The sequence below is a fragment of the Halobacillus andaensis genome (genome assembly GCF_014636475.1).
GTDB lineage: Bacteria > Bacillota > Bacilli > Bacillales > Halobacillaceae > Halobacillus_A > Halobacillus_A andaensis.
This window is the reverse complement of the sequence record NZ_BMEL01000001.1, coordinates 1363763-1378681: the sequence shown is the minus strand read 5'-3', so window position 1 is coordinate 1378681 and position 14919 is coordinate 1363763. Positions and strand designations below refer to the sequence as shown.

The 14919-nt window shown below is 40.6% G+C and carries 11 protein-coding genes; 10 read left to right on the top strand and 1 reads right to left on the bottom strand.

The window, feature by feature from the left end; genetic code table 11:
* The first annotated feature begins 89 nt into the window (after positions 1–89).
* The 9 genes from IEV27_RS07155 (at position 90) to IEV27_RS07115 (ending at position 11669) form a co-directional block, all read left to right on the top strand.
* Entirely contained in the window at positions 90–566 is a 477-nt protein-coding gene (locus IEV27_RS07155) for a PH domain-containing protein (protein WP_188376735.1), read from the top strand.
* The gene (locus IEV27_RS07150) at positions 559–2001 is read left to right on the top strand and encodes a PH domain-containing protein (protein WP_188376734.1); all 1443 of its coding nucleotides are present in this window, start codon (positions 559–561) and stop codon (positions 1999–2001) included. The genes IEV27_RS07155 and IEV27_RS07150 overlap by 8 nt, the downstream gene beginning before the upstream one ends.
* 160 nt (positions 2002–2161) lie before the next feature.
* Positions 2162–3448: an NCS2 family permease gene (locus tag IEV27_RS07145; protein WP_188376844.1), complete on the top strand. Its 1287-nt coding sequence runs from the start codon at positions 2162–2164 to the stop codon at positions 3446–3448.
* Positions 3449–3628: 180 nt separating this feature from the next.
* The gene (locus IEV27_RS07140) at positions 3629–5161 is read left to right on the top strand and encodes a spore germination protein (protein WP_188376733.1); all 1533 of its coding nucleotides are present in this window, start codon (positions 3629–3631) and stop codon (positions 5159–5161) included.
* Positions 5136–6242: a GerAB/ArcD/ProY family transporter gene (locus IEV27_RS07135; protein ID WP_188376732.1), complete on the top strand. Its 1107-nt coding sequence runs from the start codon at positions 5136–5138 to the stop codon at positions 6240–6242. Before IEV27_RS07140 ends, IEV27_RS07135 begins: the two co-directional genes overlap by 26 nt.
* Positions 6239–7360, top strand: a complete 1122-nt coding sequence (locus IEV27_RS07130) for a Ger(x)C family spore germination protein (protein ID WP_188376731.1) — start codon at positions 6239–6241, stop codon at positions 7358–7360. Before IEV27_RS07135 ends, IEV27_RS07130 begins: the two co-directional genes overlap by 4 nt.
* Before the next feature lie 523 nt (positions 7361–7883).
* The gene (locus IEV27_RS07125) at positions 7884–9074 is read left to right on the top strand and encodes a NupC/NupG family nucleoside CNT transporter (protein WP_188376730.1); all 1191 of its coding nucleotides are present in this window, start codon (positions 7884–7886) and stop codon (positions 9072–9074) included.
* Between the two features lie 254 nt (positions 9075–9328).
* Entirely contained in the window at positions 9329–10183 is an 855-nt protein-coding gene (locus IEV27_RS07120; protein ID WP_188376729.1) for an SDR family oxidoreductase, read from the top strand.
* Between the two features lie 55 nt (positions 10184–10238).
* On the top strand, positions 10239–11669 hold the full coding sequence (locus IEV27_RS07115) for an aldehyde dehydrogenase family protein (RefSeq protein ID WP_188376728.1): 1431 nt from the start codon (positions 10239–10241) through the stop codon (positions 11667–11669).
* Positions 11670–12312: 643 nt separating this feature from the next.
* Here the strand turns inward: IEV27_RS07115 and IEV27_RS07110 are convergent.
* Entirely contained in the window at positions 12313–13671 is a 1359-nt protein-coding gene (locus IEV27_RS07110) for an MATE family efflux transporter (RefSeq protein ID WP_188376727.1), read from the bottom strand.
* Between the two features lie 104 nt (positions 13672–13775).
* On the opposite strand from IEV27_RS07110, the gene murG reads away from it, so the two are divergent.
* A complete protein-coding gene (murG, locus tag IEV27_RS07105; protein WP_188376726.1) occupies positions 13776–14846 on the top strand; it encodes an undecaprenyldiphospho-muramoylpentapeptide beta-N-acetylglucosaminyltransferase in 1071 nt (356 codons plus the stop codon).
* Positions 14847–14919: the final 73 nt, after the last annotated feature.

Sequence of the window (14919 nt, the reverse complement as noted above, 5' to 3'; positions counted from 1 at the left end):
AAAATCCAGACTTGTCCAGTCTGGATTTTATTTGAAGTGAAACGAAAAACACAGGTTGTACGTATATAGTTATGGATGGAGGATTGCTTATGAACGAACCAACTCAACGAATATCAACACGTGCCTTAACCTTATGGCGGCTTTACGGAATCATTCAGGCAAGCATTATCGCTCTGCTGACAATTGGAACAGGTATTTTTACATATTTGTTTAACTGGCCGCTATGGCCGCTCCTTTCCATAAGCACGATCTTAGTTCTTGTAATTACATTATATATTTTTGTCGTGCCAAGCGTTAGATGGAAACGATGGCGATATGAAGTACGGGATCAAGAAATCGAACTTCAATATGGCTTATTTATTATTACACGGACACTTGTACCTATGGTTCGGGTGCAGCATGTGGATACAGAGCAAGGACCGCTATTAAGAAAATACGGGTTAGCCACGATTAGTATATCTACAGCAGCTACGACTCACAAAGTCCCAGCGCTCGATGAAAGAGAAGCTGAAGAATTGAGGCATTCGATTTCCTCACTTGCAAGGGTGGCTGAAGACGATGTATGAACCGAAACGACTACACCCGATCTCTGCTGTCATTAATTTTATTAAAGGATTAAAAGATGCGATCCTTCCGCTTGTTGCTATTGTATTTTTAAACAGTAACCGTGGAGAAGGATGGCTTGGACTGCTTCCGTTTCTTTTTTCGGGGTTGCTCCTTTTAATTATTCTCGCTGGGGGAATCATTAAATGGCTTCGCTTTACGTATTGGGTGGAAGAAGGAGAACTTCGCATTGAACACGGACTTTTTGTGAAGAAAAAGAGATATATTCCGATTGATCGGATTCAAAGCTTAGATTTCTCAGAAGGTATTTTTCACCGTCCATTTCAGCTTGTGAAAGTTACGGTAGAGACGGCAGGTTCCTCTGATGCGATGGAAGCAGAAGCTGAACTGACGGCGATTCGTAAGGAAGAAGCAAAACAACTTGAGCGTTTTATTGAAGAAGTTAAACGAGGACGGCAGCAGGATGTAGAATTAGAAGATGATCAGCCGAAGCGCCAACTCGTTTATAAAATGAGTATGAAAGAGATTGTGATCATGGCTTTAACCTCTGGTGGTGCAGGTGTCGTGATCTCGGGTGTTTTAGTCTTTCTGTCTCAGGGCATGGAGTTTCTTCCAGTCGATGTAATTTATGATGAAGTGATTGACTGGCTGCAGTTTGGGTTTTTAATCATTGCAAGTCTGATTATGCTCGTTTTACTAATTGCTTACGGTATTTCGGTTTTATTAACGGTTCTTCGCTACAGTCAGTTTTCTGTATTTCACGATTCCGGCGACATCATTATGACGAGAGGATTGTTGGAAAAGAAACAAGTCACTGTTCCTTTAAATCGAATTCAAGGCATTCGTATTGATGAAAATTTAATTCGTGAGCCTTTAGGGTTCGCGACAGTGACGATTATTAGTGCAGGCGGATCTTTAAAGGGTGACTCGGATCAATCATTACGAGTGCTGCCGCTCATTAAGCGTACAGAGATCGATCGTGTGCTTCGCCGAATTTTAGATGATTATCAGCTTGATCTTCCCGTGAAGCGGCCGCCGAAACGATCTCTTATTCGCTACCTTTTACGACTTGTTTGGTTACCTGCTGCAGCCTCAACGGCAGCCAGCATTCTTTTTTACCCTTTAGGACTTTTATCTTTACTCGTTCTTCCTGTATTTGGATGGCTCGGGTACTTGTCGTTTAAACATGCGGGATGGAATGTTGAAAATTATCAACTCACGTTAATTCGCCGCTTTTTCGTTAAACAAACCTATATTATGAAAAAGTTTCGCATCCAATCGATGCACAAAGACCAGTCAGTCTTCCAGAAACGTGCTCAATTAGGTTCTATTGGAGCTACATTAAAATCCGGGATAGGTGGGGAAAGTGCAAGAGTGTGGTATCTCGAAGAAGAAGATACACACAAACTGTTAGATTGGTATCGCCATGAAACGTAAAAAAGAGAGCGATAATTTCCTTCGTGAAGAGGAAATTATCGCTTTTTATATGTTAAATCCGAACATTTTTAAGTTTATAGTTGAAATTTGTTCGGGGAACGAATATTATATTATTTGTTGGTTATTTCATTCGGAAAGTAAGGTGTTTGTAGTGCTGAAAATGTTTCGGTTAGAAGAAAATAAAACAAATGTGCGAACAGAACTATTAGCTGGAGTGACCACGTTCTTAACGATGGTCTACATTGTCGTGGTGAACCCCGCCATTTTATCGGAGGCTGGATTGCCTTTTGAACAAGTATTTATGGCAACGGTGTTAGCCGCTATTATAGGTACATTAATTATGGCACTTGCAGCGAATTACCCTATAGCTATTGCACCCGGTATGGGAATGAATGCTTATTTTGTAACGGAAGTTGTTCAGCAGGATGTCAGCTATTCGGTTATTCTCGGAACCGTTTTTCTCGCTGGTGTGTTATTTGTTATTTTAAGCTTAACTCGTTTACGAGAAATATTAATTACAGCGATCCCTGCTTCTTTAAAATATGGAATTACATCAGGAATCGGTCTGTTTATTGCTTTTCTAGGACTAAGAATGTCCGGGATTATCATAGCTGATGACTCAACCCTTGTCACACTAGGTGACCTGGCTGCACCAGGTACGTTTTTAACGATTATTGGTTTGTTTATTACACTAGGACTAATTGCTAAACGAGTGACAGGCGCATTATTTATCGGAATGGTGATTACAGCTATTATCGGAATGTTTACCGGCCAGTTATCGTTTAATGATGGATATGTCTCCTCACCTCCGGCTCCTGTTTTTTGGGATATCGATCTGGCGGGTGTGTTTAGCAATGGTCTTTATACGGTGATTTTTGCTTTCTTACTCGTCACCATTTTTGATACAACAGGTACGATGATTGGGGTAGCCGAACAGGCTGGATTCATTCGAAAAGATGGAAGTCTTCCGCGCGCACGTGCCGCCTTAATGGCAGATGCAACAGCGACAACGGCTGGTGCGATGTTTGGAACAAGTCCTTCTTCTGCTTATATCGAATCTTCTTCAGGTGTGGCTGTAGGAGGAAGAACTGGTTTAACCACTATTGTTGTAGCAGGACTTTTCCTACTATCGATTTTCTTCTCGCCGCTCGTAGGAGCCGTTTCTAACCTGCCTGCCATTACAGCTCCAGTCCTTATTATTGTGGGCTGTTTTATGATGGAGGGGCTGGCTAAAGTAAACTGGAAAACATTCGATGAAGCTTTTCCTGCCTTTATTATTATTTTGACGATGCCTTTAACCTCCAGCATTGCCACGGGAATTGCGATTGGCTTTATAACGTATCCGTTGTTAAAAGTGTTTAGCGGAAAAGGGAAGGATGTACACTGGATTTTATATCTTTTTGGTGCCATCTTTATTATTCAAATGATCTTCTTCCCAGGTCATTAATATTTTCACAATGAAATCGTAGAAAAGGAACAGGAAGATGTTTTTCCATTTGTTGATTTATAAATAAGTTCTAGATTTCATAAGATCCATAAAAAACACTGCTGATCGCAGTGTTTTTTTTATGGATCATCCTGTGAATAGGATTCTATGACAATGGCATGCTAATGACAGGTGATGACAATGGGATTCTTTAGAGATCTATTTCAGAGAGAACAGCGAACGGACCGACGGATTGCTGATGAAAGCCCAGAGCCGCAAGAGCCGAGCACAAGAAACCTCTCGAAAAATATTGACTATATTTTATATGCCCTTAAGCGTACGGAAGATTTGAAAGTTCGTATTCTCAAAAAGGGAGATGCCGCTTTACTGTATTTTGAACCGTTGGTAGATCAAGAAAAAGTGCAGGCAAGTATATTTACACCTATAGAAATCGGAAAAGTAGACTCGATTCATGAAATTCCAAATGCGAAGGAAACGAGGAACTTAGAGGAAGCTGTAAACAGCTTATTAAGAGGACATGCCATTTATATTGAAGATGACAATCGGCGGATTTCTCAGTTTAATGTAACTTCCGTCTTCAATCGTAATGTCGATGAACCAGCGAATGAAAAGGTAGTCAGAGGCGCCCATGATGGATTTGTAGAAAATATTATGGTGAATATTAATCTGGTGAGAAAGCGTATTGAACACAGGGATTTAAAGGTGAAGTTTTATAGAGTCGGTAAAAAGACGAATACCAACTTGGCCATTTTGTATATGGAAGGCATTGCTGATCCTGAAGTTATCTTAAAAATGGAAGAAAGAATAAAGTCGATTGATGCTGATAAAGTACAGAGCCCCGGGTACATTGAGGAATTCATCGAAGACAGCGCGTGGTCTCCCTTTCCGCAGATGTTAAATACCGAACGGCCTGACCGTGTGGTAGCTAATTTGATGGAGGGGCGCGTGGCATTATTTACGGAAGGAAGTCCAACGAGTCTCATCGCCCCATCTACGTTTTTCATGTTTTACCAAGCACCTGATGATTATAATACAAGATGGTATACAGGCACGTTTATTCGGTTAATTCGCTTAGCCAGTTTTTTGATTGCGATTGGGCTGCCTGCTCTCTATATAGCGATTGTGAGCTTTCATTTCGAAGTCATACCGGATGATCTCATCGCTCCTATTAAAAGTTCGATCAATGAGATCGCCTATCCCCCCGTCTTTGAAGCACTGGTTATGGTGGTGATTATTGAACTGATTCGAGAATCAGGGATACGGCTTCCTTCTCCCGTTGGACAGACAATCGGGATTGTAGGCGGGCTCGTTATTGGGGATGCTGTCGTACGAGCTGGGTTAGTTTCGAATGTCATGGTCATTGTAATTGCTTTAACGGCGATCTCTTCATTTGTTGTACCATCAAATGAATTGAGTACTACGCTTCGTTTATTGACGTTCCCGTTAATAGGTTTATCAGCTACCCTTGGATTCGTAGGGCTGATCTTTGGATTTTTGTTTATAGCTGTCCATTTAACGAAGCTTGAATCGTTCGGTGTACCTTATTTCGCTCCCATAGCGCCTTTACGATTAACGGATTTAAAAGATACGTTTGTACGCCTTCCGATTTTTATGTTGAAAACCAGGCCTAAAGATGCACATCCCCTGAATGATAAAGCCATCGAGGACTCAAGGAAGTGGAAGAAGAATGAGCAGCAGTCAAAAAAACCTTAAACTGACGAGACGACAATACTTCTTCATTATTATTCAAACACAAATCGGGGTGGGCATCCTTGCTTTACCGTTTGATTTGCATACAGCAGCCAAACAGGATGGCTGGATTTCATTAATTATAGCCTGGATGCTGTTAAATATTATTCTGGTTTTTCTTTGGATGCTAGCAAAAAAGTACCCCGAGAAAGATTATTTTAAGATTCAGGAATTTGTACTTACGCGATGGGTTGGAAAAACGGTATCTGCGCTTTATGTTATTTACTTTTCGAGTGTAGGTATTCTGATTCTTTTGTTATACAGTCGAATGATTAGTTTGTGGGTGCTGCCTAATACGCCGTATTGGGTTCTTTCTTTTATGATGATTACCATCAGTGTGTATATTGTATGCTGTGATCTTATCACGATCGCCCGCATTTACACGATGTTTTCAGCTCTGCTCATTTTTCTCGCAAGTCTCATTATATACTCGGTTAAAGACAGTAAGCTGATGTACTTGCTGCCGATCGCTTCAAATGGGTGGGGAGGGATCATAACAGGAGTAGACAAAGGGATCATTTCCTTTCTAGGGTTTCTTGTTACTTTAGTCATTTATTCTAAAGTTGAAGGAAGCCCGAAAGATAAATTAAAGACGATTTTGTATGCGCAATTTACAGTTTTTTTATTTTACTTATGCATTGTACTTGTCACTTTTACATTTTTTAGTACAAAAGAGATGGCTTTAGTATCTGAACCGGTCCTCTATATGTTGAAATCGTATCAATTCCCTATCGTAGCAAGAATTGACTTGTTCTTTATTTCAATATGGATGGTGTTTGTGGCCACTACTCTTTCCAGTTTCTTGTACATGGCGGGTCTGGGGTTAAGGAGGATGGTGAATACTCAACAAAATAAATGGGTTGTGTTCTCAGTAGGGTGTTTGTTTTTCATCTCCTCATTATTTATAGGGTTTGATTTAACAAAATTGGATCGCTTTCAAACCTATGTTGTTCACGGAGGCTATATTTTTGCCGTGGGTATACCGCTGCTGATTCTGTTAATTAGTTTGTTTAGGAAAAATAGGAACAAGGAGAAGACCACATGAAGCGACTATGTTTGATTTTTTTGGTTTCCATGCTTACGCTTACGGGCTGCTGGGATCAGCGCCAATTTAAAAATATCAAGCTGGCTTTGTCTATTGGGGTCGATCAAGGATCAAATGGTGAAATAGTTAAAACGGTTTCGGTACCTACGGTGAGCGGCGGAGGAGACGGCGGTCAAATCAATGAGACGATTCAAACCCTTTCTACTGATGGGCACACGATGTTAGAGGCCAGAGATAAAATTGACCGAATGCTCGCGCACTCCTTTAACCCTTCTAAAATGGAAGTTGTTATATTAGGAGAAGACATAGCTAAAAAGGATATTTATCCTATTTTGGACAACTATTATCGAAATCCGAACAGCAATCTAAATGCTCATTTAGCCATTGCAGAAGGAGAGGCAAAGGACGTTCTCTCTTTTAAAGGAGGCGGTGAAGCCAGAATTAGTGAATATTTAAAAGGCATCCTTGATGGAGCTGCTGCCGCTTCCAGGACAACTGGAGAAAACCTGCAAATGATTTGTGCGGAGCTCGTCGAAGATGGAGAAGACTTCACGGTTCCGCTCATAAAATTAAACGAAGACGATAATACGATTAAATTTAACGGTCTCGGATTAATGAGCGGCGACCGCTATTCTGGAGTAAAGCTTTCTGCAGAACAAGCACCACTGCTCATGTTAATGATGGGGAATAAAGGAAGAGTGGCTCAGCTTACAAAAAAAGTGAACGAGCATCAGAAGGAAGAAATATTAGATTATATTACTGTAGAGGTGATGAAATATAATAAGGATCTCAAAATACACCCGAGTGAAGAGGAAGTACGAGTCGACATTGTATTAGACTTAGACGTCCGAGTAATAGAATACCCGCATGACCACCTCGTTTCAGAAAAAGTAATAGATGATTTAAATGGGAAGTTAAAAGAAACGCTAACTACTGAGGCAGAAGAAATTTTTTCAGTTTTGCAAGAGGGCAATAGTGATGTGTTTGCTATAGGGAGAAAAATACAAGCTTATCATCCGAAGGTGTGGGAGAAGTTGGATTGGGAAGAAATGTACCCGGAAGTTCAGTTTAATCCGGAAATAAACGTAACCATTCAGCAGCATGGAATTGTGAATTAAAAAATTAGATAGTTGAAACCATATGATCGGTCACGTCGTCTAATGTATAGAAGTGCTTTAAAGCGCTAGTGAATTATATGATTCACTAGCCGGCAAAGTCTTCTATGAGAAAGCTGGCGCCCAAGCTGCGGGTTGCATTTTTTCAAAACGATATACCTCCCCTTAGGTATAGCACCCTTCGTCTGACCACCGAAGGGTGCATTTTAATGTGTCTAAAAAGTAGAAATGTGATATTTTCCCTGAAGAGTTCAAGATAAAACATCGCTAGTCGACAACAGGGTTGAAATTTTATCAAAAGTTTAGGAAAAATTTCACCGTTCATTAATGCGCTTACCTGCCTATGTATCAAGGTTTCTAATAAGAAATGAATGAACTAGTGATTTAGTAGCAATATTCATTTTTTTTAATTTATATTGCAAGACGTCTGACAACCTGTTAAAATCCTATTAGAAACAAGTAATGAAAGCATTTTCATTTTTTGTTGAATGACGACTTCTAAAACTTTTTGAGGGGGAAATTAAGCGTGGATATTATACTGGGTATTTTAGCGATTGGTGTTATTCTTGGTATTGCTTTTTTAATGTCTAATGATAAGAAGAACATCAACTATTTTGGTATCGGTGTTATGTTGCTGGCCCAAGTGATTACAACATTTTTCATGTTCCAAACAGAAGCCGGTGCATGGGTTATTGAAAAAATCTCAGCAGGGTTTAACAAACTTATTGAGTTTGGTACAGAAGGGGTTAACTTCGTACTAGGTGGATTTGTTCTCGAAGACGGGGCAACTGTTTTCTTCTTTAATGTATTACTTCTCATTATTTTCTTTGCTACGATCTTATCTGTTCTTACTTACCTAAAAATCTTGCCATTCATTATTAAATATTTAGGACAAGCATTGTCTTACATTACACGCTTACCTAAAGTTGAATCATTTAACGCTGTAAACAGTATTTTCTTCGGTCAATCCGAAGCCATTATTGCGATTAAGTCACAGTTTAAACAGCTAAGTGACAACCGTTTATATATTGTGAGTGCGTCAGCAATGGGATCTGTATCAGCTTCAATCGTAGGTGCATATATCGGTATCCTTCCAGCTGATTATGTGTTAGTCGCGCTGCCGCTTAACATGTTTAGTGCATTAATTGTAGCCTCATTAATTGCTCCAGTACGTGTTCCTAAGGAAGAAGATCACGTAGATGTTCAGGATGTATCTAATGCGAAAAGCTTTTTTGAAGCGATGGGGAATGGCGCCCTTGATGGCGGTAAAATTGCTTTAATCGTTGCGGCTATGCTAATTGCTTTTATCGCGTCATTAGAGCTTGTAAATGCGATGTTCGCCGGATTATTTGGAGGCATAACGCTGCAGGAAGTACTAGGCGTCATTATTTCTCCAATCGGTGTACTAATGGGTATTCCAACTTCAGAAGTACTGGATGCCGGTTCGATCATGGGTACAAAGATTGTTACGAATGAATTCGTAGCGATGCTTGAGTTCCAGGGTATGGTTGATTCTGTGTCAGAAAAAACAGTCGGGATTGTAACTGTATTCTTGACTAGTTTTGCTAACTTCTCTTCCATCGGGATCATTGCAGGTACCGTTCAAGGGATCGATGCAGACAAAGGCGCACGCGTATCTGGTTTCGGTATGAAACTATTGATTGGTGCAACATTAGGTTCCATGCTTTCAGCTACAATGGCTGGTCTATTCTTATAAAAAAGTAAACGCCTGAAGAGAGGCTTCTCTTCAGGCGTTTTTTTATTATCTAGGAAATTATAAAATTCCAAGCTGTTAATATGACAACTTTATGTTCAACGTTTTGACATGTCATGCTTATCTTTTCGTTGTTGAATACAGGTGGTTCGCCACTTGTACGAAGTTTTCTTCCCACTATCAAACGGAAACAAACATCTCAATCGTTTGAGAATATTAAAAAGAATATTATGATAAGAATAAAGTGAGGTGGGCAGGTGAATAAAAAAGTTGCCATAATAACTGGGGCTAATTCCGGAATGGGGTTAGCCGCCACTGTTGAACTAGCTAGTAAAGGAATTCACGTCATCATGGCATGTCGAAATGAGGCGAGGGGGAGGGAAGCACTTGCGAAAGCAAGACATGCCAGTCAAACAAATCACATCGATATGATGACATGTGACTTAGGCAGTCTCTTTAGTATTCGGCAGTTTACCGAAGAGTTTAAGAAAAATTTTAACCAATTAGACATAGTAATGAACAATGCTGGAGTCGTTTCGTTAAAACGAGAAGTAACGAGTGATGGATTTGAATCACAGATGGGAATCAATCATCTTGGGCATTTTTTATTAACGAATTTGTTATTGGAAGAGCTTAAGCAAGCGGAGGATGCACGCGTTGTAAATGTTTCGTCAGGGGCTCACAAATGGGGAAGGATTCATTTTCAAGATCCATATTTAACAAAAAAGTATAATGTGATGAAGGGGTATGGCCAATCAAAATTGGCGAATGTCTTGTTTACGATTGCGTTAGCGGACAAGACGAAAAATGATTCCATTCAAGTGAATGCAGTGCATCCTGGAGCCGTAGCAACAAACTTAGGGATCGATCGTAAAACGGGATTTGGCAAGGCAGTGGTGAATCGGCTGGCTCCTTATTTTAAGACGCCAGAAGAAGGAGCGGCAACAGCGATTTACTTAGCCACTGACCCTGAGATTCAACATGTAACAGGCCAATATTTTTATGATAAAAAACAGACTGTGACTTCAAAGAAAGCGAAAGATCGTAAGTTAGCAGAGACACTTTGGATATGGAGTGAGAGGGAGGTTGGACTGCAGTCTCCCATAGTTTAATAATGACGTATAAAGGCTATATTGTCTGTAAATTCCAATTAAAGGAGAGGGCGTAATGTCTAAAGACTATCAATTATATATAAATGGCGAGTGGACAAGTACAGACGACCAGCTAGAGGTACTTAACAAATATACGCAAGAAACGTATGCGAAAGTGGCAAAAGCTTCAAACAAAGATGTGGAAGCGGCCGTTTCTGCGGCTGAAAAAGCGTATCAAACGAATAAAATGACACCCTATGAACGTTATGAAATTTTAAAACGTGTGAGTGAATTGTTGATAGAGAACCAGGAAGATCTTGCACAAAACATTACATTTGAAGCCGGAAAACCGCTGAAGCAAGCTCGTACAGAAGTAGAACGTGCGGCACAAACTTTCGAAATCTCTGCTGAGGAGGCGAAAAGGATTCATGGAGAAGGTGTCCCAGTAGAAGCAGCTCCTGGTTCGGAAAATCGAATGGCGTTTACGATACGAGTCCCTGTAGGGGTAGTTGGGGCAATTAGTCCGTTTAATTTTCCTATTAATTTAGTCGCTCATAAAATTGGTCCAGCCATTGCAGCAGGTAATTCGGTTGTTCTAAAGCCGGCCAGCAAGACTCCAATTTCCGCTTTGAAGCTTGCAGAACTCTTCCATGAAGCTGGGCTGCCTAAAGGATTTTTAAATGTAGTAGTAGGCTCAGGGTCGACCGTAGGGAATCAAATGATGGAGGATTCGAGAATAAATTTATATACCTTTACAGGAAGTGCAGAAGTTGGATTGAAGCTCAAACAAAACACAGGGATTAATAAACTCATTCTCGAATTAGGAAACAATTCACCTGTTATTATTGATAAAGAAGCGGATATTGAAAAGGCAGCTCAAAACACAGCGGCGAAGAGCTTCGCTTTTGCCGGCCAGGTGTGTATATCGGTGCAGCGGTTATATGTACATGAGGAAGTACGAGACTCGTTTGAGAAAGAATTTCTAAACGCCATTAAACAACTGAACGTCGGAGATCCAAATGATCCCAAAACCGATGTTGGTCCAATGATTGGAGAAGATGAGGCGAAGCGTGCCGTAGAATGGATTGAGGAAGCAAAGCAAGCTGGAGCGACGATTCTTGAAGGCGGAAAGAGGGAAGGGGCTTTACTACAGCCAACGGTCATAAAAGACGTTAGTCATGACATGAAAGTCGTTTGCGAAGAAGTCTTCGCTCCTGTAGTTACCCTGATTCCGTTTAGCGATATAAAAGAGTGTATTAAAGAAGTAAATGCTTCTCCATATGGTTTGCAAGGGGGTATTTTCACTAAGAATCTGGATACGGCTTTTTATGCGGCGAGAAACGTTGAAGTTGGAGGATTCATGATCAACGATGCGTCCCAATACCGAGTGGATCTCATGCCTTATGGTGGAGTAAAAGACAGTGGCTGGGGGAAAGAGGGTCCGAAATATTCAATCGAAGAAATGACTGAAGAACGTCTTATTGTGATGAATTTAGATCAACGCTAAAAAGAACGCAAGTCCTCTTATCAGGGACTTGCGTTCTCAGCTGTAGAGAAACTTAAGGTTTCTCTATATTTTTATGGTTGGTAAGTTTTCTTTCGTTCGATAGAATAAAGGGTTTTAGGAAACGACTCCCTTTCCGCGGGCGAACGGTGTGCCTCCTCGGGCTTTTTTAGCCCTCCGGGGTCACACCTGATTCGTCTCTCCCGCAGGAGGCTCGCCGTTTCCTAAAACCCTTTTTCTCGAGAATTGATCATATGAAAAAAACACTCTGTGCCCTTGTGGAAACAGAGTTTGCAGCAGAAAATTCATACGATGATGGTTCCAAGCCCATAAAGACATTGGTAAAGCAATGATGTAAAAAAACGAACGTTAATAAATTGATGTATAAACGCAGATCATTAGCGTAGTAAAAATACCGTAACAGTGGAGCAACTCTATTTCAGCGAGGGAGCATAAGAGTACCAGGTACCGTGCATTTCGGTACCTGGTACCCGGTGCGCAAGATCAAGCTGAGGCCGTGCCCACGGAAAGCGGAGTATTTTGACGGAGCGATGGTGTGAATTCGATTTAAATGAATAATCCGAACTGATTTCAATAGAATCGTTCGGATTATTTTATGCTTTATTCAGTTTTTTTCAGTCTGATTTTATTTTGCATAAGAACGTATATTTGTACGCTGCAGTTGAACCATACGAAACCATAAGGTAATAGCACCAGCGGTTAAACCGATAATTAAACTCATCCAATATCCATATGGGCCAAGGTCTGTATAGTTCGCCATCAAGTAGCCGCTTGGCAGACCAATCACCCAATAAGAAACGAACGCCATCACAAGAGTAATATTAACATCTTTGTAACCACGTAAAATACCTTGTAAGGGTGCACCGAAACCGTCTGATAACTGGAAGAAAATCGCATAAAAGATAAAAGACTTTGTTAATTCAATCACTTCTTCATTGGAGCTGTATAGCCTGGCGACTGAATCATCAAAGATATATAAAATAAGTCCGGCTAGTACAGACATCCCAACAGCCATTGAAATCCCTAAGTAAGAATAAGTGCGAGCCTCTTCGTAACGTTTAGCTCCTACTTCAAAGCCGACAGCAATCGTCAGGGCAAAGGCGATGCTAAGAGGCATCATATAAACTAAAGAAGCAAAGTTAATCGCAGCCTGGTGAGCGGCAATTGTATATGTATCATAGGCCGTCATGAAAAATGTTACCGCAGCGAAAATGCTTGTTTCGAAGAAAATCGCAAAGCCGATAGGAATCCCGATGCGTAATTGCTCATACCAGCTTCTTAGTGACGGGGTAATCCAAGTAGAGAAAATGCCATATACTCGTAATGGATACATCTTGTGTATCACAAGGACGATCATGCTGCAGGACACCCAGTACGTTAGAGCAGAAGCAACTCCGGCTCCTATACCTCCAAGGGCAGGTGCTCCCCATTTTCCAAAAATGAAAACATAGTTAAACAATATATTAGTAGGAAGAGTGAGTAAAATGATGCCCATAGAAATTTTTGTTTGACCTAATGCATCAATAAACGAACGTAGTAAATTAAAGACAAACAGAGGGATGATACCAAACCCCAGGGTGATCAAGTAGTACTTGGCCACGTATCGTACTTCTTCTTCAATCGAAAACAAGTTAAGTATGGGATCTAAAAGCAAAAAGCCGATGATACCGATAGCTATGGCTACGGCAATTGATAAGTAAACGCCCTGCTTTACAGACGAAGAGATTTCTTTTTCTTGTCTGGCCCCTTTTTGCTGGGCAACAATTGGTGAGATGGCCATCATAATCCCGTTTAATCCAGTGAAGATCGGCAGCCATATGTTCGATCCAATCGCGACTCCTGCTAATTGGTCAGGACCTGATTGTCCAGCCATAATTGTATCGAAAAAGTTCATTAAGTACATGCCGATCTGAGTGACTAGGATAGGTAATAAAATAATGAGAAATAATTGGATTTTTTCACGTAATGTTTTTGTTTCGTACATAAACGTTCTCCTTTTTGATACAATTCCTTTAGGACACGAGGATTATAGCACATTCCTGTGCGTTAACCTAGACACACGCACCCAAAGAAAGGACGTTGAAGAACTTGAGTCAAAAACGAATATTATTTACAGGAGGCGGGACGGCTGGCCATGTAATCGTCAATCTCGCGCTTATCCCTGAATTTCAAAAACAAGGGTATGAAATAGATTATATTGGCTCCTATGAAGGTATTGAAAGGAATTTGATTGAATCATTAAACGGCGTAACCTATCACGGGATTTCTACTGGAAAGTTAAGACGTTATATGTCTAAAGAGAACTTGAAGGATCCGTTTAAGGTATTAAAAGGTCTCTATCAATCCTTACGCATTATTGGTAAACGAAAGCCTCAAGTGATCTTTTCAAAAGGAGGATTCGTGTCTGTACCTGTAGTAGCGGCCGCCAAGCTTAAAAAGGTCCCTGCTATTATTCATGAATCAGATTACACCCCGGGACTGGCGAATAAACTGTCTTTTCCGTTTTCAGAAAAAGTGCTGGCCACATTTCCTGAAACGATGAAATACTTGCCGGAAGCAAAAGGAAAATACATTGGCGCCGTGGTTCGTGAAGAGCTTTTTGAAGGCAGTCGAGAGGCAGGCTTACGGTTTTGTGGGTTCTCTAAATCGAAACCTGTTGTTTTAGTCATGGGGGGAAGTACGGGCTCGAAAAAAATCAATGACGCCATCCGTGAAAATTTAGATGAACTGCTGAAAGATGTGCAAATCGTTCATTTATGTGGAAAAGGACATAAAGACGAATCGATCAACCGCACCGGCTATACGCAATTTGAATATGTAAATGAAGAATTGAAAGATTTATTTGCGGCTAGTGATTATATTATTTCAAGAGCAGGATCTAATGCGATCTTTGAATTTCTAGCTTTAAGAAAACCGATGTTATTGATTCCTTTATCTCGCCAAGCGAGCCGCGGCGACCAAATATTAAACGCCGATTCGTTTGTGAAACAAGGGTACGCCCTTAAACTGGAAGAGGAAGATTTAACTTCTGAGACGCTCTTAAAAGAAGTTAATGAACTTAGGGAAAGAAGCCATGAGCTGTTAGAGAATATGAAAGCCTATGAAAATAGAAAAACGAAACAAGAAGTGATCCAGCTTATTCAACAGGCTGAAAGGTAATAAAAGCAGCCGCTGCGACTTATTTTGCAGCGGTTGCTTTTTATTTAAGAGAAGACAACTGATAAATGAATTA